The sequence below is a fragment of the Saccharothrix stipae genome (assembly GCF_054781895.1).
Genome location: NZ_BAAGTN010000018.1, coordinates 19,090 through 38,209 on the forward strand (window position 1 = coordinate 19,090; position 19,120 = coordinate 38,209).

Consider the following 19,120-nt stretch of genomic DNA (forward strand, 5'->3'; position numbering starts at 1 on the left):
GCGGGATGTCCGGACGCTATTTCGAGGCCTTCTCGCCCGGCTACGGCAAGGTCGCACCACGCGCCGCGCTGGACTCGGACGCCCCGCGGTTGGACCTGAACGGCGACTGGGCGTTCCGGTTCTCGACCACGGTGCTCGACGAGCCGGACGGCTTCGAGCTGCCCGACTTCGACGACACGGCGTGGGACCGGCTCCCGGTCCCGTCGCACTGGCAGCTGCACGGCTACGGCGCACCGGTGTACGTGAACATCGCCTACCCGATCCCGGTCGACCCGCCGTTCGTCCCCGACGAGAACCAGACCGGCGACTACCGGCGCGTCTTCGACCTGCCGCCGTCCTGGGCGGGCACGCCCGCCGTGGTGCGCTTCGAGGGCGTGGACTCGTGCGCCCGGGTCTTCCTCAACGGCGTCGAGCTCGGGGTGGGCTTCGGCAGCCGGCTGCCGGCGGAGTTCGACGCCTCGGCGGCGCTGCGGCCCGGGCGCAACGTCCTCGCGGTCCGGGTGCACCAGTACTCCTCGGGCACCTACCTGGAGGACCAGGACACCTGGCGCATGTCCGGGATCTTCCGGGACGTCACCCTGCTGGCACGGCCGGTGGGCGGCATTCGCGACGTGTTCGTCCACGCCGACTACGACGCGGCCACCGGCGGCGGGCGGTTGCGGGTCGACGTGGACGCGGACGCCCCTGCGGCGATCACCATCCCCCGGCTGGGGGTCGACGACGCGCCCGTCGACCGCGTGTTCGACTTCGCCGCCGTGCGGCCGTGGAGCGCGGAGGACCCCTACCTCTACGACGCCGTGCTGGCCACCGCAAGCGAGCGGGTGCGCGTGCGGCTCGGGTTCCGCACCGTCGCGATCAACGAGTCCGGGGTGCTCACGGTCAACGGCCGCCGCGTGGTGCTGCGGGGCGTCAACCGGCACGAGTTCGACCCGGAGCGCGGGCGGGCGGTCACCGTCGAGACCATGCGCCGGGACGTCGAGATGATGAAGCGGCACAACATCAACGCCGTGCGCACCTCGCACTACCCGCCGGACCCGAGGTTCCTCGACCTGTGCGACGAACTGGGCCTGTGGGTCATGCTCGAATGCGACCTGGAGACGCACGGGTTCGAGTACAGCGGGCCCGGGTACTGGTCGGACAACCCCTCCGGTGACCCGCGCTGGCGCGCGGCGTACCTCGACCGCGCCGAGCGGACCGTGGAGCGGGACAAGAACCACCCCAGCGTCATCTCCTGGTCGCTGGGCAACGAGGCGGGCGAGGGGGAGAACCTGGAGGCGATGGCCGCGTGGGTACGCGAGCGCGACCCGTCCCGGCCGATCCACTACGAGGGCGACCGGATGGCCCGCTACGTGGACATCCACGCGGTCATGTACCGCACGCCGGCCGACGTCGGCCGGATCGGTCGCGGCCTGCTGCGGCCGGGCGAGAACCACTACCCGGCCGACGACGGCGAGGGCGACCCCGCGGACGAGCCGCGCAACCGCATGCCGTTCCTGCTGACCGAGTTCGCCCACGCGATGGGCAACGGCCCCGGCGGCCTGGCCGAGTACATGGCGCAGTGCGAGCGGTACCCGCGGGTGCAGGGCGGGTTCGTGTGGGAGTGGATCGACCAGGGCCTGCGCACCACCGACGCCGACGGGCGGGAGTTCTTCGCCTACGGCGGCGACTTCGGCGAGGACCTGCACGACGGGAACTTCATCTGCGACGGGCTGGTGTTCCCCGACCGGACGCCGTCACCGGGGCTGCTGGAGTACCAGAAGGTCATCGAGCCGGTGCGCATCGAGGCGGGCGACGACGGCATCCACGTGCACAACCGCTACGACTTCCTCGACCTGTCGCACCTGAGGTTCACCTGGTCGCTCTTCCGCGACGGCACTCTGATCGCCGACGGTGTCCTCCCGACACCGCGACTCGGCCCTGGTGAGCGGACCGGGCTGCCCCTCCCCCCGATCGACCTGCGCGGCGACGGCGAACGGTGGCTGACCATCGAGGCGGAGTCGGCGGAGCCCACCGCCTGGGCGCCTCGTGGACATGTGGTCGCGTGGGGCCAGATCCCGCTGCCGACCGCCGGCGACGCCCGCCCCGTCACGCTGAGCGGCGCGCCCGTGCCCGCGCAACCCGTCGAGGCGCACATCGTGCTCGGCTCGGCGCGCTTCGACCGGCACACCGGCACGCTGGTCAGCCTCGGCGGGCAGCACCTGGACGGTCCCCGACTGGCGTTGTGGCGCGCACCGACCGACAACGACCTCTCGTCGACCCAGGGCGACGCGCGGTACTGGGAGGCACGCGGCCTGCACCGGCTGCGCCACCGGACGGTGTCGGTCAGCCCGGGCCGCGACGGCCTGACCGTCGTGGTGCGCAGCGCCGCCGCGGCGGTGACGTGCGGTTACCTCACCACCTACCGCTGGGACGCCGACGGTGAGCGACTCCGCCTGCGCGTGCACACCGAACCGGTCGGCCACTGGCCGGAGCGGGACGACCGCTTCGCCGAGGCGATGGTCGACGCGGAGCTGCCGGCCGAGCGGTACGAGGAACTCGTCCGACGCGACAAGGCGCCCTCCCTGGCACGCATCGGCCTGCGGTGGACGGTGCCCGAGCAGTGGTCGCACGTGCAGTGGCTCGGTGCCGGACCCGGCGAGGCCTACCCCGACTCCCGGCAGGCGGTGCGCATCGGCCGCTTCCGGAGCACGATCGAGCAGCTGCAGACGCCCTACGTGCGACCGCAGGAGAACGGCAACCGGCTGGACGTGCGCTGGGCCGAGGTGGCCGACCCGGAGGGCTCGGGGATCCGCGTCGAGGGCGACCCGGTGTTCAACCTGGCCGCTCGGCGGTGGAGCGACCAGCACCTGGCCGCGGCACGGCACCAGACCGACCTGACCGCCGAACCGAGGATCCACCTGTACACCGACCACGCCGTGCAGGGCCTCGGTTCCGGTGCGGTGGGGCCGGGCGTGTTGCCCGAGTACCGGCTCGAAGTCCGACCCGCCGAGTTCACCTTCGTCCTCACCGCCCTGCCGGGGCGCCGCTGACCGGACGTGCCCTCCATCCGAGACGGCACGAGCGGCCCTTCGGTCCAATCCGGCCCGCCACCGGGCATCCCGCCGATCCGCCGGAGGACGGCGCGGCCGTAGCCACGGTGCTCTCGTCACGTTGACCGAACACCCCGAAGTGGGATTCTGGTCGCGTGCAGGGCAACTCCAGATCCTGGCCGGCCAACTGCTTCCGGTTGTTGCTGGTGGAGGACGACCGCGAGCTCGTGGAGTTGCTCGCCGCCGCGTTGCGCGACGAGGGTTACGCGGTCGACATCGCGTTGGACGGACAACGAGGACTGCACCTGGCCCTCACCCGCCCGTACGACGTGGTGGTCATCGACCGCGGCCTGCCCGCACTCGACGGGCTCGACCTGCTGGTGCGGCTGCGCTCGAAGTCCGTGCGGGCGCGGGCGTTGATCCTCACCGCGCTGGGCGCCGTGCACGACCGGATCGACGGGCTCGACGCGGGCGCGGACGACTACCTGGCGAAGCCGTTCGACCTGGACGAGTTGAGCGCCCGGCTGCGGGCGTTGTGCCGGCGTTCGGTGGAACTGGCGGACGTGCTGCCGATCGGCGCCGGGCACCTGGACGTCGGTCAGCGGGAAGTGGTGCTGCCCGACGGCGGACGGGTGCCGTTGACCACCCGGGAGTTCACGCTCCTGCGCGTGCTCGCCAGCCGCCCGGACACGGTGCACACGCGGGCGCAGTTGCGGCGGGTGGTGTTCCCGGACGCCTCCGCGACATCCATTGTGGACACTTACGTGTACTACCTGCGGACCAAGACCGACCGTTCGGTGGTGCACACGGTGCAGGGACTCGGCTATCGGTTGGGGGCGCTGTGAGTCGTTCGTGGGCCGAGGCGGAACGCGCGGTGGTCCGGCGGGCGCGCCTGCGGATCAGCGTGCTGGTGGCGCTGGCGATCACGGTGCTGGTCGCGTTCGTCGGCGGCATCGCCTACGCCGTGATGGTGCACGCGCAGGAAGCGCAGGTGAAGCGCGAGCTGTGGTACAACGCCACGTTCGGCGCCCCGTCGACGCCTCCGGGGTGCACGTGGCTGTTCATCCTCGACGACGGTGTGCTGGACGACGGCCTGCTGAAGGTGCCGCCGGGTTTCCCGCGGCACGACGACATGGAGGCGGTGCGGGCGTCGGGCGGGACCATCGAGCGCGACCTGGACCTGAACGGCACCGAGTACCTGGTGCGGACCCAGCGCGGCGCGGGTGACAGCACGGTCCAGGCCGTGTTCGACACCCGCTACCAGCTCGCCGACCGGCGGCACCTGTTGCTGGCGCTGGTGATCGCGGAGCTGGGCGGCCTGCTCGTGGCGGCCCTGATGGGGTTGGGCGTGGGTCGCCGCACGGTCGCGCCGCTGGCGGAGGCGCTGGCCAGGCAGCGGCGGTTCGTCACGGACGCGAGCCACGAGCTGCGGGCGCCGATCGCGCGGGCGTACACGCGGGCGCAGTTGCTGGCGCGCTGGGCCAAGGCGGCGGACCTCCCCGACGCCCACCGCGACAGCCTCGACAAGCTCGCCACCACGATCCGCGGGCTCGGTGACGTGGTGGACGACCTGCTGCTGTCGGCGCGGTTGAGCCGGCCGTCCGAGGGGCCGGACGGTCGGCCGGTGGACCTGGCCGCGGTGGCCGAGGCCGCGGTGGAGACGGAGCAGGACCGGGCGGGCGAGCGGCGGATCACGCTGACCGTCGAACGCCCGGCGGGCCCGCTGGTCGTGATCGGCGTCGAGACCGCGTTGCGGCGGGCGGTGGACGAGCTGCTGGCGAACGCCGTGCGCCACACGCCGGACGGCGGCCGGATCGACGTGCGCCTCGGGCGGCGGGACGGGCAGGTCGAGCTGGCGGTCGAGGACACGGGCGAGGGCTTCGACCCGGTCGAGGCGGACCGCCTGTTCGACCGGTTCCACCGGGGGCCGGGCGGTCCGGAGCGGCGGTTCGGCCTGGGGCTCGCGTTGCTGCGGGAGGTCGTGACCGGCCACGGCGGCACGGTGGAGGCGGTCGGCCACCCGGGCCGGGGCGCCCGGTTCGTGCTGCGGCTGCCGGTGGCGGCCGACCCCGCTGCCCCTGCCGACCCCGCTGCTCCGGCCGACCCCGCTGCCGGCGAGGCGATCAGTACCGGCCCGCGCTGACCAGGTCGGCCGCGACCCGGACGTCGACGTCCAGCGGGCGGTCGGGGTCGACCGGGGCGATCGCGTCGGACAGGGCGTCGAGCAGCGCGGCGCAACGGGGTGCGGTGGGCCGTCTGCCGCCCACGTGGACCGCCTGCCGCAGGCCGAGCGCCAGCGAGCCGCACAGCAGCCGCAACAGCTCGGCGAGGTCGTGGGCGCGCAGCGCGGCCTGGGTGCCGAACGGCACGACGTCCTGGTTGTGCAGGTTGGTCGGCAGGCTCTGCGTGCTCGCGGGCACGACCGCCCGACGGATCTCGGCGACGAACGCGGTCGTGGCCAGCTGCACGCCCTGCAACCCGTGCTGACGCCCGGGACCCGCGGCGAGCATGGGCGGCAGGCCGGTGTTGCGGACCGGGTCGACCAGCAGGTCCAGCTGCCGCTCCGCGAGGTTGCCCAACGACGCGGTGACCATGGCGAGCACGTCCGCGGCGAACGCGGCCGGCTGGCCGAAGAAGTTGCCGCCGTGCGCCACGAGGTCGTCACCCGGGAAGAACAGCGGGTTGTCGCTGACACCGCCCAGGTCGGCCGCGACGACGCCCTCGACGTAGCGCAACGCGTCCTCGGCCGCACCGAGCAGCTGCGGCGAGCACCGGATGCTGTACGGCTCCTGGAGGGCGCGCTTCCCGCTCGGGATCGTGCCGACGAGGGTCGCCCGCATGCGGTCGGCGACGGTGACCGCACCGGGATGGCCGTACGCCGAGATCAGCCTCGGTTCGAGGAAGCCGGGATCGGCGCCGAGAACGTCCACGAGCAGGCACGTCAGGTCCTGGATGGCGCGGTGTGAGGCGCGCACGCCCGCCAACGCCAGCGCCGTGGCGGCCGTCGTGACCGACGTGCCGTTGACGAGCGCCAGCGCGTCGCGCCCGTCGAGGGTGAGCGGCGTGAGGCCGGCACGGCGCAGCGCGTCGCCCGCGGGCATCCGCTCGCCGTCCAAGTAGGCGTGGCCACGGCCGCGCAGCGCCTGGGTCGCGTAGGCCAGCGGGATGAGGTCGCCGCTCGCGCCCACCGAGCCGTACCGGGGGATCGCCGGGACGAACGTGGTCGCGAACATCGCCGCCAGCCCGTCCACGACGCGCGCGGAGACGCCCGAGAAGCCTTGGGCGAGCGACCACGTCCGCACGAGCAGCGCGGCGCGGGCGATGTCGGCGGGCAGGTCGGGCCCTTGACCCGCGCCGAGGTGTGCGAGGGTGTTGTCGCACTGGTCGGCCTCGTCGTCACGGCCCGCGAAGCCGATGAGGGCGCCGAACCCGGTCTTCGCGCCGTAGACGGGCCGTTCGTCGTCGGCCAGCACGGTGCGCAGGTACTCGCGGCCCCGGTCGACCCGCTCCCGCACGGAGGCGCTGACCAGCACGGGCAGCGGTGCCACCGCACGGCCGAGGTGGTCGCCGGTCAGCGGGGCGCCGAGGTCTACGGGAGCATCGGTCACGGTCGTGGTCACGGCACCGACGGTAGGCATCCGATCTCAGAGAGTTCTGAGATCCGGTGCGTAGCTTCCTGGCCCATGGCGCACGACTACCTGATCATCGGGGCGGGACCGGCCGGCTTGCGGCTCGCCGCCCTGCCGGAGCGCGACGGTCGCGATCACGCCGACCCGGGACAGCGGCCGCGGTTCGACACCGCCGTCCCGCGCGTGGCCGAGAACCTGGAGAACCGCCGGGATCTGCCGGCCCCGTTCGTGGGGGAACGCCTTGTCGGCGCGTGACGCCGAGCCGTTCCCGCGCGCGGTGCTCGACGTGCTCGACGCCGCCGCGGACCGGCCGGTGTTCGAGCACGGCTCGCGGGTGGTGACCGGCGCGGAACTGCTCGACCTGGTCGCCCGGATCACGGCCGGCCTGCGGCGCGAGGGACTGGGACCGGGTGACGGCGTCGCGCTCGTGCTCGGCGTCAACCCGGAGGCGTTCGCCACGATCCTCGCCGCGCACGCCGTGGGCGCGCGGGTGCTGGGGGTGCGGCCGGGACTGCCCGACGACCAGCTCCGCCACCTCCTGGGCCTCGACATCGCCGCCGTGGTCACCGACTCGGACGTGGCCCGTGCGGCGACCGTCGACCCGGACCGCACCCGCGCGCTGACCGTCGACTCGTTGCGCGGGGCCCGTGCCGACGGCCCGCCCCGCTGCACCGGCAGGCCCGCGGACGTCGCGCGGCTGATCCACACCAGCGGCAGCACGGGCGCGCCCAAGGCGTGCGCGCAGACTTACGCCGCGATGACGGCCGGGTGGGCCGCGCGGCCGGACGCGTGGCCGCCAGCGATCCGCGAACTGGCGTCCCGGCTGGACCGCTTCCTGGTGTTCGGGTCGCTGTCGAGCCAGGTGATGTTCGAGTACGCGGTCGTGGCGATCACCGGCGGTGGCACCGCGGTCGTGGCCGACCAGCCGGGGTTCCCCGCCGCGATCACCCGCCACCGCGCCACCGCGAGCGTGTTCACGGTGCCGCGGTTGGCGAAGCTCGTCGCCGGGCAGCGCCGCGCACCGGCCGACCTGTCGACGTTGCGGGCGCTGATGGTGTCCGGGTCGCCGCTGACGACCGACCGGCACCGCGAGGCGCTGGACGTGCTCGGGCCGGTCGTGTTCCAGGGCTACGGCCAGAGCGAGACGGGCATGATCTCGATGGCGACCCCGGCCGACCCGCCCGGCACGGTGGGGACACCGCCCGCCGCGGTGCGCGTCGAGGTCCGCGGCCCGGACGGCGGACCGGTCCCGCCGGGTGTCGACGGCGAGCTGTTCGTCCGCACGCCGGCGCAGGCCGACGGGTACTGGGCGGATCCCGCGCGGTCGGCCGAGGTGTTCGCGGACGGCTGGGTGCGCACCCGCGACCTCGGCCACTTCGACGCCGCCGGCCACCTGCGCCTGACCGGCCGGACCCGGGACGTGGTCATCGTGAACGCGAACCTGCACTACGCGGGCCCGATCGAGCGGGTGATCGCCGAGCACCCGGACGTCGCCGAGGCGTACGTGGTCGCCGTGCCGGACGAGGACACCGGCGAGGCGGTGCACGCGTTCGTCGTGCCCTCCGGTGACCGGGCGCCCGAGCTCGCGGCACTGCGCGAGTGGGTGACCGCCCGGTTGGGCGCCGCGTGCGCGCCGGTGCGCGTGACCGCGATCGAAGAACCGCCGCTCGCACCGAGCGGCAAGCCGGACAAGCGCCTGCTGTCCACTCCCTGACGTGAGGAGAAAGTCGTGTCCAGCGAGGTTTCCACGGAGTGTCTCGTGATCGGCGCCGGCCCGGCCGGGCTCCAGGTGTCGTACCTGCTCGCCCGCGCCGGGCGCGACCACGTCGTGCTGGAGGCCGGTGACGCCCCCGGCACGTTCTTCACCCGCTTCCCCCGGCACCGCACGCTGATCTCCATCAACAAGCCGAACACCGGGTGGGACGACCCCGAGCTCAACCTGCGCACCGACTGGAACTCGCTGCTGTCCGACGACCCGTCGCTGCTGTTCACCGGCTACACGCCCCGCTACTTCCCGCACGCCGACGACATGGTCCGCTACCTCGGCGACTTCGCCGCGAAGCACGACCTGCCGATCCGCTACGGCACGTCGGTGGTGGAGGTGACCCGGCCGGACGACTTCGTGGTGCGCGACCAGCACGGCGGCACCTACCGGGCACGTCGGCTCGTCGTGGCGACCGGGGTGTCCAAGCTCTACGTGCCGCCGATCGACGGCGTGGAGCTCGCCGAGCGGTACGACGAGGTGTCGGTGGACCCGGCCGACTTCACAGGGCAGAAGGTGCTGATCGTCGGGCGCGGCAACTCGGCGTTCGAGACCGCCGACAACCTGATCGAGACCGCGTCGGTCATCCACGTCGCCGGGCCCGGCTCGCTGAAGCTGGCGTGGCAGACGCACTTCGTCGGCCACCTGCGCGCGGTCAACAACAACTTCCTCGACACCTACCAGCTCAAGTCGCAGAACGCGCTGCTGGACGGCCAGGTGCTCGACATCCGACGCGACGGCGACGGGTACCTGGTGCGGGTCAGCTTCGCGCGGGTCGCGGAACGGGTGAAGGAGATCCGCTACGACCGGGTCGTCCTCGCGACGGGGTTCCGGTTCGACGCGTCGATCTTCGCGCCCGAGTGCCGGCCGCGGTTGACGATCAACGACCGGTTCCCGGACCAGACCGCCGCCTGGGAGTCGACCACCGTGCCCGACCTGTTCTTCGCCGGCACCATCACGCAGTCCAGGGACTTCAAGAAGTCGACCAGCGGGTTCATCCACGGCTTCCGGTACGGGGCGCGGGCGCTGCACCGCATCCTGGAGCACCGCTACCACGGCGTGCCGTGGCCCAGCCGCCACGTCGCCCGTGAGGACGTGGCCGACGCCATCCTCGACCGGGTGAACCGCACGTCGGCGTTGTGGCAGCTGTTCGCGTTCATGGCGGACGCCGTGCTGGTCGGGCCGGACGGCGACCTCCGCTACGCCGAGGAGGTGCCGGTCGCGCACCTGCACGAGGCGGTCGGCCGGGGCGACTTCGGCGACGTCGAGTCCTACCTGGCCGTGACGCTGGAGTACGGCGCGGACCACGACAAGGTCAACCCGTTCGACATCACCGCGGGCCGGGTGTCGCAGGAGGACACCAGCGGGCTCGACGGCCGCTACCTGCACCCGGTGGTCCGGCACTTCCGCGCCGGGGCGCTGCTCGGCGAGCACCACCTCACCGAGAACCTCGAGAACGAGTGGGACAGCGAGGACGTGCACCGGGCGCCGCTGCTGGCGTTCCTGCGGGACCGGACGGCCCCGACCGCCGTGGGGCCGGCGTGAGCACCGGGCTCGCCGAGCTGCACGAGGAGGCCCGCGCGGTGCTCGACGCCGTGCACTACGACTACTACGCGGGCGGGGTCGGCGACGAGGTCGTGCTCGGGGAGAACGAGGCCGCGTTCCGGCGCCTGGCCCTGTTGCCGAGGGTGTTGCGCGGCCGGGTGACCCGGGACCTCGGCGTCGATCTGCCCGGCGGCCGACTGGAAGCGCCGGTGCTCATCGCGCCGACCGCCTTCCACCGGCTCGCCCACCCCGAGGGCGAGCTGGCGACGGCACGTGCCGCGGCGGCGGCGCGGACGGTGCTCGTGTCCGGTGTGGCCGCCACGGTGGCGATCGGTGAGGTGGTGGCGGCGGCCCGGTCGGTCGACGTGGACGCGTCGGTGTGGTTCCAGCTCTACCCGCAACCCGACGAGGACGTGACCCGGTGCCTGGTGGAGCGGGCGGTACGGGCGGGCTGCACGGCGCTGGTCGTGACCGCCGACTCGCCGGTGTTCGGCCGGCACCGCCGCGACGCCGAGCACGGCTTCCACGACCTGCCGGCCGGGCTGGCGGCGGAGAACATGCGGGACCTGCCCGGTGGGCCGCCGGGAGGTGTGCGGGACATCGTGATGTCGCCGTCGGTGTCGTGGGAGCACCTGGACCGGCTGCGGGAGCTGACGTCGCTGCCGTTGTGGCTCAAGGGGGTGCTCCACCCGCGTGACGCGGTGCTGGCGGTGGAGCACGGGGTGGCCGGGATCGTGGTGTCCAACCACGGTGGCCGCCAGTCCGACCTGGCGCCGGCGGCGGTGGAGGCGTTGCCCGCAGTGGTCGACGCGGTCGCGGGCCGGGTCCCGGTGGTGCTGGACGGCGGTGTGCGCGGCGGCGGTGACGTCGCCGTGGCGCTCGCGCTGGGTGCGGCGGCGGTCGGTGTCGGCCGGCCGGTGCTCTGGGGTCTGGCCGCGGCCGGCGAGGCCGGGGTGGCGCGGGTGCTCGACGTGCTGCGCGACGAGTTCGACCACGTCCTCGCGCTGTGCGGCGGGCGTGACCCGGCCGACCTCACCCGCGACCTGGTCGTCGCGCGCGGGGCGGGGGTGTCCGCGCGGTGTGGGTGACCGGGTTGCTCGCCGCCGCGGTGGTGCTGACCGCGCCGCGGTGGCTGCCGGCGCGGGTGGTGGCGCTGCGCGCCAAGGTGTTCGAGAAGGTCAACGGGGACGACGCGATCACCTTCCCGAACGCCGAGGTCGGGCCGGACCGGTTCCGGGAGCTCTACGGGCACCCCGCGGCCGGCGGCCGCAGCCGGGGCGCGGGGCTGTCGGACCTGTTCTGGTACTGGCTCTCCCCCGGCCCCGAGGTGCACCAGGAGCACCTGGAGGCCGGACCGCGTTACGACGCCGTGGCGCGCACGACGCGCGCGCTGCTGTCCGGGCCGGGCGACGCGCTGTCGGAGGCGGCGGCCCGCTGCACCGGGCGGGTGCTCGACGAGGTCGTCACCGGACCGGTCACGCTGGTGCGGCTGCGCGACCTGATGATGCCGGTGTGGGCGGCGTACTTCCACGAGCTGGTGTTCGGCGAGCCGTGCCCGCGCGACGCGCGTGACCTGATCGTGGGGCACGCCGACGACGTGGTGACGTCGCTGAAGTGCACCGGCCTGCGCCACCCCGCCCGGCGGGCCGCGCTGACCCGCTACCTGGCCCGGCGGGTCGCGGCGGGTGACGTGCGGCAGCCGTTGCCGTCGACCCTGTCGCCCACCGAGCAGGTGCACTACCTGCAGGGCACGTTCTTCACCACGGCCGTGGTGCAGATGTCCGAGGCGATGGCGCACCTGCTGCTGGCGTTGGCCCAGCACCCCGGGGTCACGGCACGGCTCAGGGCCGACGAGCGCTACTTCGCCCACGTCCTGGACGAGACGATGCGGATGTACCCGTTGTTCGGCATCGCGCACCGCGTCACCACCGCCGACATCGCGTTGGACGAGCGCACCACGCTGCGCGCGGGGTCGGTGCTGTGCTTCGACTACCCCGCCTACCACGCCACCGGGCACGCGCGGCCGGACGTGTTCGACCCGGACCGCTGGGAGCACGTCGAGTCCCGCACGGCGCACCACATCCCGTTCGGCGTCGCCGCCAACCGCCCGTGCCCGGCGTGGCGGCTGGCCCCGCTGGCGCTGCGCGCGGCGACCCTCGAAGTGCTGCGCCGCGTGACCCCGCACTCCGCGGTGACGCACACCCGGTCGTTGCCGAGCCGGGGCCCCTGCTTGCTGGTCCGCACGGGCGAGTCGCCGCGCGGGCGGGCCGCGCTCGGCGCGTTCCTGCTCGTGCGGGACCGCTGGGAGGGCGTGTGGCGCAGCGTGGTGCAGCTGGTGCTCGGCACGGTCATGGTCCTGCACGCCCGCCGCCTGCGCCTGGCCGGGCGCTACTTCGAGGCGCACGACACCCAAGGTCGTCCGGTGCGGCGTCAGCCGCCTTCCACCGAGGAGATCACCGAGTGAACCAGATCCAGTTCGCGTTGCGGGTGTTCGCCGCGCTGGCGGTCGTGCTCGCGGCGACGACGTTGTGCGGGCGCATCGCCATGGCGGTCAAGCAGCCGAGGGTCGTCGGCGAGATGGTCGCCGGTGTCCTGCTCGGACCGGCCCTGCTGGGGGCCGTGGCTCCCGGCGTGCAGGCCCAGCTCTTCCCCGCGGACGTCAAGGACACGCTGTACGTGCTCAGCACGATCGGCTTGACGTTCTACATGTTCCTCGTCGGGTCGTCGCTCGACCACGGGCTGGCCGCGGGGCGGAACATGCGGCGGGCGGGCGCGCTCGCGGTGTCGGGCATCGTGCCGACGTTCGCGTTGGGCGCGGGCGCGGCGGCGCTGTTCTTCGGGTCGCTGAGCCCGGAGGGCACGACCCGCTGGGAGTTCATGCTGTTCGTCGGCGGCGCGCTGTCGATCACCGCGTTCCCCATGCTGGCGCGGATCCTGCAGGAGCGCGGGATCGCGAACACGCCGATCGGCGGCCTCACCCTGGTCGCGGCGGCGATCGACGACGCGGCGGCGTGGGTGATCCTGGCGGTCATCATCGCCGTCGCGGCGGCGGGCAGCCCGTTCGACGCGGTGGGCACGGTCGCGGGCGCGGCGGTGTTCGCGCTGCTCATGCTCACGGTGGGGCGCAACCTGTTCCGGCGGATGGGCGCGCGGGTGGAGCGCGAGGGACGGATGAGCCGCGACGTGATGGCGCTGGTGCTGCTCGTCGTGCTGGTGGCGGGGTGGTTCACCGACTACATCGGCGTGTTCTCGGTGTTCGGCGGGTTCATCACCGGGTTGGCGATGCCGCAGTCGTCGGTCGTGCGCCGGGAGCTGGAAACGCGGCTCACGGACCTGAACTCGATCCTGCTGCTGCCGGTGTTCTTCGCGTTCAGCGGGCTCAACACGCAGGTGTCCGGCTTCGGCGCGGGCGGCGGCCTGTGGTGGCCGCTCGCGGTGATCATGGCGGTGGCGTTCGCCGGCAAGTACCTGGGCTGCGCCGCGGTCGTGCGCGCCCAGGGCTTCTCGTGGCGCTACGCGTCGGCGGTCGGCGGGCTGATGAACGCGCGCGGCCTGATGATCCTGATCTTCATCAACATCGGCCTCGCGCACGGCATGGTGACACCGGAGCTGTTCGCGATCCTCGTCGCGGTCGCCATCGTGACCACCGCCGCCGCGATGCCGATCTACCGCGCCTCCCTGCCCGAGAGCCTGGAGCGCGGCACGACCGACCTCCTACCACCCCCGGTGCCCGCGCGGAAGCCGTGACGCCCGTCGTGCGCAGGCGGCCTCGTCCCGGGGCCGCCTCGTCGGTCAGATGGCGGTGAGCAGCGCGTCGAGCGGTCGGGGCAGGGCGTTCCGGTCGACCGCCGCGGCCACCAGCAGCCGGGCGTAGCGCAGCTTGCGTCCCGAACCGCTGCCCAGGAAGCGCCGCATCTGCGCCTCCGGCCGCCGGCCGCGCCAGGCGGGTTGGTTCTGCATCGACCGGAACGACCCGAGGTCACCTTGCGCGTCGAAGAGCGCCTCGACCCCCGCCGGGCCCACGGCGCGGATGAGCTCGTCCTCCAGGTCGTCGACGCAGACGTGGAAGCCGAGGCGCTCCAGGTCCGCACGCGTGCGCGGAGCGCCGACACCGGCCGCGACCAGCCCGCGCCGGAACACCTCCACCTCACCCAGGTCGCACAGGCCGGCGAGGCGCACCCCGCTCGCAGACAGGCCCGAGCCCGCCAGGACACGGCCGATCGCCTGCGCACCGCCGATCGGCACGATCACCACCCGCTCCGCCTCGAGATCCCGCCCGAGCCCGAGCGCGGCCGTCTCCACCGCGATCTGATCGCTGATGCCTTCGACCACCACCACGGCCACCGCGCCGTCGACCTTCGCCAAGGCACGAGCGGTCGCCCGGATCGGGGCGCCCGGACCACTCACCTCGTCGTCGAGCGCCCCGCGAGGTGGTCGGGCAGTGGCCATGGCCGCCATCATCGGCGACGCGCGGGCCGCCGACAAGCGGTGTTCGCGGTTGCCGGTCGAACTCTCGACCGCAGCTCAGGGCGTTCTCAGCGGGTGCCGGTACAACTGGGCGCAAGGGGAGAGGAGGCGAGCCGCGGTGCGGGAGGTCCACCACGAGCTGAGCGGAACCGCCAGGGATACCGCTGCGGTGACGCGATCCGCGGTCGGGTCGGCATCGCCCACCTGGAGGTCGACCCGTCGGCGGGGGCGTTGGACGTGGTCGCTCGTGCTTACGCGGACAAGTGGGTGCGCCTGCACTGGGGCGACGAGGTCATGACGAGGTACGGCGCGCTCGTGGAAACCGGCCGGATCGCCGCGGACGGCGGCGCGCGCTACTACGGCGTCCAGCTCGGCACCGCGTGCTCATCCTGTTCGCCGGCCGGGACGACGGATCCCGCGGCAGTCACCTGCCCGGGTGAACGCTCACGCGGTTCGCCGCACCGCGGGGTCCGGACGGTGCGCCGCGACCACCTCCGAGTCGACCCGCCAACCGAGGGACTCGTACAGGTGGCGGCCCTCGGCCGTGGCGACCAGGACCGCGACGCCGGCGCCCCGGTCCCGCGCGTGCGCGCCGATCGTGCCCATCACCAGCCGTCCCAGGCCGCGCCGCCGGTGCGCGGGTTCCGTCACGACCTGGTCCACCGCCGCCGCGCCGCCGTGCACCGCGAACCGGCCGCGCGCGGCCCGGCCACCGTCCGGAGCGGTCACGACCACCTCGTGGAACCCGCGCTCCCCCACGACCTCCGTGCGGTACCCGTCCGGCGCGGGAACCGCGAGACCACCGTCGAGGGTGGTGCTCATCAGGAACTCCGGTGCGCCGACCACCCAACCGGGATCGAGCAGCGGCACCACGTCCGCACGCCTCCCGCAGATCTTCAGCCACGTGCCCGGCTCAGTCGACGCCACCGCCCGCTCGCGCACCGACGCCGTGCCTGTCAACACGAACCGCACCCGGTGCCCCGGCAGGCCGACGTCGATCCGGAACCCGTCGGGCTCATCGACCGGTTCCGGCGCGTCGCGGCACCGCGACCAGCCCCACACCCATTCCCGCACGCGCTGCTCCACGAGATCAACACGGTAGCCCGCCCGGCGCGGTCGCGATCCTCCACGTCGCCGTGGGCCGTCGGGTGATGATCGGGTGACCGCGCCGTTGCGCGTAGGCTGCCGTTCGTGGGTGTGGATGGGCGCGCGGGCGGTGAGGTGCGGGTTTCCCGGATCGCGGACCTGGCAGGGGTGTCCGCCTCGACCGTGTCGAAGGTGATCCACGGGCGGCCGGGTGTGTCCGACGGGACGCGCAGGCGCATCGAGGAGTTGATCCGCGAGCACGGCTTCCAGAAGACCGAGAAGGTCGAGCCGGTCCCGATCGTCGAGGTGGTCTTCCAGTCCTTGGACAGCCTGTGGGCGTTGGAGATCATCCGCGGGGTCGAGGAGGCGGTCCGCCCGCACGGCCTGGCGGTGACGCTGACCGAGATGCAGGGCGGCCACACCCCCGAGAGCGCGTGGGCGCGGCAGATGCTGGCCCGCCGGCCGGTCGGTGTCATCGCGGTCTCCGCCGAGTTCAGCGAGGCCCAGCTGGCCCAGTTGGGCAGCCGGGCCATCCCGCTGGTCGCGCTGGACCCCACCGGCGAGCCGACCCACTCGATCCCGTCGGTGGGCGCGACGAACTGGAACGGCGGGCTGGTCGCCACCCGTCACCTGGTCGGGCTCGGCCACCGCCGCATCGCCATGGTCAACGGCCCGTCGGAGTTCCTGTGCTGCCGCGCCCGCCTGGACGGCTACCGCGCGGCCCTCGACGCGGCCGGCGTGCCGCAGGACCGCAAGCTCGTGCGGACCGCGCCCCTCTACCACGACGGCGGCCGCGACGCCGCGCGCGAGCTGCTGCGGCTGCCCGACCGGCCCACCGCCGTCTTCGCCGCCAACGACCTGCAAGCCCTGGGCGTGTACGACGCCGCGCGGGAGGCGGGGCTGCGCATCCCGCACGACCTGAGCGTGGTCGGCTTCGACGACCTGGCGTTCACCCAGTGGTCCGATCCCCCGCTGACCACCGTGCGGCAGCCGTTGCGGCGGATGGGCGCCGAGGCCGCCGGGATGCTGCTGACCCTGGCGGCGGGCGGTGAGCCGGACGACGATCGCGTCGAGTTGCCGACGAGGCTCGTCGTCCGGGGCAGCACCGCGCCGCCGCCGTGACGGACGGTCAGCCCGTGCAGGTGTAGTCCGAGGGCAGTGCGGTGCTGCCGTTGGGACGTGCCGCCTGGAAGCCGAACTCGGCCGTCGCCCCGGGCGCCAGCGAGCGGACGGCCCGCGCGGTCACGACCTGGCCGCTGGTGGTCACCGCCGCGTTCCACGACCCGGTGACCGAGTGCCCGGACGGCAGCGTGAACGTGACCGCCCAGGTGATCGCCGACGCCCCGGTGTTGGTGACCCGCACCGGTTGCACGACGTAGCCGGTGCCCCACTGGCTCTGGGTCGTGGCGACGACCGTGCAGCCGGCCCCGCCGCCCTGCACGGTCACCTGGACCTCCGCCGACGCGGGGGACGTGTTGCCCGCCGCGTCCCGCGCCCGCACCTGGTAGCGGTAGGTGCCTGCGGCCAGGCCGCTGTCGGTGTGGGACGTGCCCGGCGCGGTGGCGACCCGGGTGAACGTGCCGGACGAGCCGGTGGCGCGCAGGACGTCGTAGCCGGTCACGCCGACGTTGTCGGTCGAGGCTCCCCACGCCAGCGACACCGAGCCGCCCGAGGCCGACGCGGTCAGGCCCGCCGGCGTGCTGGGCGCGGTCGTGTCCGCGGGCGAGCCGGACCCCGCCTTCTCCGCCGCCCACGCCGACAGCCACGCCAGCGCGGAGTTCCAGTTCAACGCCACCTCGTTGACCGACCAGGCGTTGATGTCGTCCAGGTAGCACTTCTGGGGCTTGCAGCCCGCCAACTGCTGCTGCGCGACCGGGTCCTGCAGGTCGACGTTGGGGCCGCCCGCCAGCAACCCCGCGGGCGGGATCGGCAGCGACGGGTCCAGCTGGTTGGCCCAGAACCGGTGGTGGGAGTTGCGGGTGGCGCGCTCGCCGTAGCCGGTCACGTAGGAGTGGTTGAACGGGTTGCGCCCGAACAGGTAGTCCAACGTCTGGTAGACGCCCGTCCGGTACTTGGCCTGGCCGGTGAAGTCGTGCGCCAGCGCCAGCACGTTCGCCGCGTTGGCGACCACGCCGTTGGAACCCCAGTAGTAGCCGCTCGCCGGCGCCGGGTAGCCCTGGGTCGACGCCTGGCCGAGCAGCCGGTCGCCGTAGGAGGCGAACGCCGCACGGGTGGCCGACACGTCCGAGGCGGCCAGGCCGTTGGGCACCAGCGCCAAGGTCGTGTCCCCCAGTCCCGCGGTCCACCACCAGTCGAACCCGCCCTGGTCGAACCCGCGGCCGCGGAACAGCGACGACCCGGTCACGTCACCGCGGTAGGCGCCGGAACCGGTGGTGGTGAACAGCTCCGCCGCGGCCCAGAAGAACTCGTCGGTCACGTTGTTGTCGACGTAGGTGCCGCCGCCGTTGCCGTCGTTGGGGTCGGCGTAGCGCGTCGGGTTGGCCTTGGCCGCCGTGTAGGCGCGCTGCGCGGCGGTCAGGGCGCGGGCGGCGAAGTCCGCGTCGATGTCGCGCCACACCCGTGCGGCCTGCGCGGCCACGGCGGCCAGGTTGAGCGTGGCGGCGGTCGTCACGGCCGACAGCAGGCGCGGCTGCGGGTCCTGGTCGGGGCGCATCGGCAGGGCGGTCCAGTTCTCGTCGCTGACCTTGTGCCGCACCATGCCCGCGTCCGCGCGTCCCTGCGGCACCTGCATCTTCATCAGGAACTCGACGCCCCACCGGGCCTCGTCGAGGATGTCGGGCACACCGTTGCCGCGCTCGGGGATCGCCAGCTTCCCGTCGCCCAGGGCCGCCCGGTCCGCGCCGTTCACGTACAGGGTGCGCTCGTACTCGTTGACCAGCTGCCACGCGGCGATGCCGGTGTTCACGCCGTACTTGCCGTGGTCGCCCGCGTCGTACCAGCCGCCCCGCACGTCGGAGGTGTAGCCGCACGACACCCGGCACGGCACCCCGTCGTCGCCCCGGTTCGGCGAGACGTTGACGTGCCCGGCGGGCCGCGCGTACCGCGCGCCGACGTGCTCGGCCTGGATAGGTGTGCCGCTGCGCTGGTGGTAGAAGAACGCCAGGGCGTCGTAGCGCAGGCGCCTGAGCGGATCGGCCGAGATGTCGAACGGGTTGCTGTCCGCCCCCGCCACCGACAGCACGTAGCCGGCGCCGGGCGTGTCGAACGACGAGAAGTCGACCACGTGCACGCTGTCGCCCGACAACGGGTCCACGCCGCGCACGGTGGTCCGGCCCGAGGCCACGGTCACCCCGGAGGCGCTGCGCAACGACCACGCCGCGGGCGAGCCCGAGCCGTCGACCACCGTGGCCTGTTTCGGCAGACCGGGCACGTAGGCCACCTGGTTGACCTTGACCGCGGGACCGGCGTCGGGAGCCGCCAGGGCGGCGGACGGAGCCAGGGTGGCCGCGGCCAGCGCCAGGGCCCCCGCCACCGCCACCCCACGACGAAGTTGGTGATGAGTGCGCACGGACAGATCCTCCTTGGATCACGCCGCCACCCTGACCGAAACGTTCTCGATCCAGAACGACAGTGTTGCGGAC

General features: G+C 73.7%; 14 protein-coding genes. 10 read left to right on the forward strand and 4 right to left on the reverse strand.

From position 1 onward, the window contains the following. Positions 1-5: 5 nt before the first annotated feature. From ACYVLT_RS33640 to ACYVLT_RS33650, 3 genes are all read left to right on the forward strand, one after another. Entirely contained in the window at positions 6-3,029 is a 3,024-nt protein-coding gene (locus ACYVLT_RS33640) for a glycoside hydrolase family 2 TIM barrel-domain containing protein (RefSeq protein ID WP_461124189.1), read from the forward strand. Between the two features lie 197 nt (positions 3,030-3,226). Further along, positions 3,227-3,874, forward strand: a complete 648-nt coding sequence (locus ACYVLT_RS33645) for a response regulator transcription factor (protein WP_461124352.1) — start codon at positions 3,227-3,229, stop codon at positions 3,872-3,874. Further along, on the forward strand, positions 3,871-5,172 hold the full coding sequence (locus ACYVLT_RS33650) for a sensor histidine kinase (RefSeq protein ID WP_461124190.1): 1,302 nt from the start codon (positions 3,871-3,873) through the stop codon (positions 5,170-5,172). Before ACYVLT_RS33645 ends, ACYVLT_RS33650 begins: the two co-directional genes overlap by 4 nt. On the opposite strand, the gene ACYVLT_RS33655 is transcribed toward ACYVLT_RS33650, so the two are convergent. Continuing rightward, positions 5,153-6,649, reverse strand: coding sequence for an aromatic amino acid ammonia-lyase (locus tag ACYVLT_RS33655; RefSeq protein ID WP_461124191.1), 1,497 nt, complete (start codon positions 6,647-6,649; stop codon positions 5,153-5,155). The two genes, ACYVLT_RS33650 and ACYVLT_RS33655, sit on opposite strands and share 20 nt — an antisense overlap. Positions 6,650-6,712: 63 nt before the next feature. Between ACYVLT_RS33655 and ACYVLT_RS33660 the strand changes: the two genes are divergently transcribed. Genes ACYVLT_RS33660 through ACYVLT_RS33685 form a run of 6 tightly spaced genes read left to right on the forward strand, consistent with a single transcriptional unit; the run spans position 6,713 to position 13,712 of the window. Beyond that, the gene (locus ACYVLT_RS33660; RefSeq protein ID WP_461124192.1) at positions 6,713-6,913 is read left to right on the forward strand and encodes a hypothetical protein; all 201 of its coding nucleotides are present in this window, start codon (positions 6,713-6,715) and stop codon (positions 6,911-6,913) included. Then, positions 6,900-8,372, forward strand: a complete 1,473-nt coding sequence (locus ACYVLT_RS33665) for a class I adenylate-forming enzyme family protein (protein WP_461124193.1) — start codon at positions 6,900-6,902, stop codon at positions 8,370-8,372. Before ACYVLT_RS33660 ends, ACYVLT_RS33665 begins: the two co-directional genes overlap by 14 nt. Positions 8,373-8,387: 15 nt before the next feature. Continuing rightward, positions 8,388-9,965 (forward strand): NAD(P)-binding domain-containing protein, encoded by a 1,578-nt coding sequence (locus ACYVLT_RS33670; RefSeq protein WP_461124194.1) that lies wholly within the window; start codon positions 8,388-8,390, stop codon positions 9,963-9,965. Next, a complete protein-coding gene (locus ACYVLT_RS33675; RefSeq protein ID WP_461124195.1) occupies positions 9,962-11,053 on the forward strand; it encodes an alpha-hydroxy acid oxidase in 1,092 nt (363 codons plus the stop codon). The genes ACYVLT_RS33670 and ACYVLT_RS33675 overlap by 4 nt, the downstream gene beginning before the upstream one ends. Next, positions 11,050-12,429, forward strand: a complete 1,380-nt coding sequence (locus ACYVLT_RS33680; RefSeq protein WP_461124196.1) for a cytochrome P450 — start codon at positions 11,050-11,052, stop codon at positions 12,427-12,429. The genes ACYVLT_RS33675 and ACYVLT_RS33680 overlap by 4 nt, the downstream gene beginning before the upstream one ends. Beyond that, entirely contained in the window at positions 12,426-13,712 is a 1,287-nt protein-coding gene (locus ACYVLT_RS33685; protein ID WP_461124197.1) for a cation:proton antiporter, read from the forward strand. Before ACYVLT_RS33680 ends, ACYVLT_RS33685 begins: the two co-directional genes overlap by 4 nt. Before the next feature lie 45 nt (positions 13,713-13,757). On the opposite strand, the gene ACYVLT_RS33690 is transcribed toward ACYVLT_RS33685, so the two are convergent. Beyond that, positions 13,758-14,414, reverse strand: coding sequence for a TOPRIM nucleotidyl transferase/hydrolase domain-containing protein (locus ACYVLT_RS33690; RefSeq protein ID WP_461124198.1), 657 nt, complete (start codon positions 14,412-14,414; stop codon positions 13,758-13,760). A gap of 462 nt (positions 14,415-14,876) precedes the next feature. Continuing rightward, the gene (locus ACYVLT_RS33695; protein ID WP_461124199.1) at positions 14,877-15,518 is read right to left on the reverse strand and encodes a GNAT family N-acetyltransferase; all 642 of its coding nucleotides are present in this window, start codon (positions 15,516-15,518) and stop codon (positions 14,877-14,879) included. A 105-nt stretch (positions 15,519-15,623) separates the two neighbouring features. Between ACYVLT_RS33695 and ACYVLT_RS33700 the strand changes: the two genes are divergently transcribed. Then, the gene (locus ACYVLT_RS33700) at positions 15,624-16,640 is read left to right on the forward strand and encodes a LacI family DNA-binding transcriptional regulator (protein WP_461124200.1); all 1,017 of its coding nucleotides are present in this window, start codon (positions 15,624-15,626) and stop codon (positions 16,638-16,640) included. Between the two features lie 7 nt (positions 16,641-16,647). On the opposite strand, the gene ACYVLT_RS33705 is transcribed toward ACYVLT_RS33700, so the two are convergent. Further along, positions 16,648-19,047: a glycoside hydrolase family 9 protein gene (locus ACYVLT_RS33705; RefSeq protein ID WP_461124201.1), complete on the reverse strand. Its 2,400-nt coding sequence runs from the start codon at positions 19,045-19,047 to the stop codon at positions 16,648-16,650. Between the last annotated feature and the right edge of the window lie 73 nt (positions 19,048-19,120).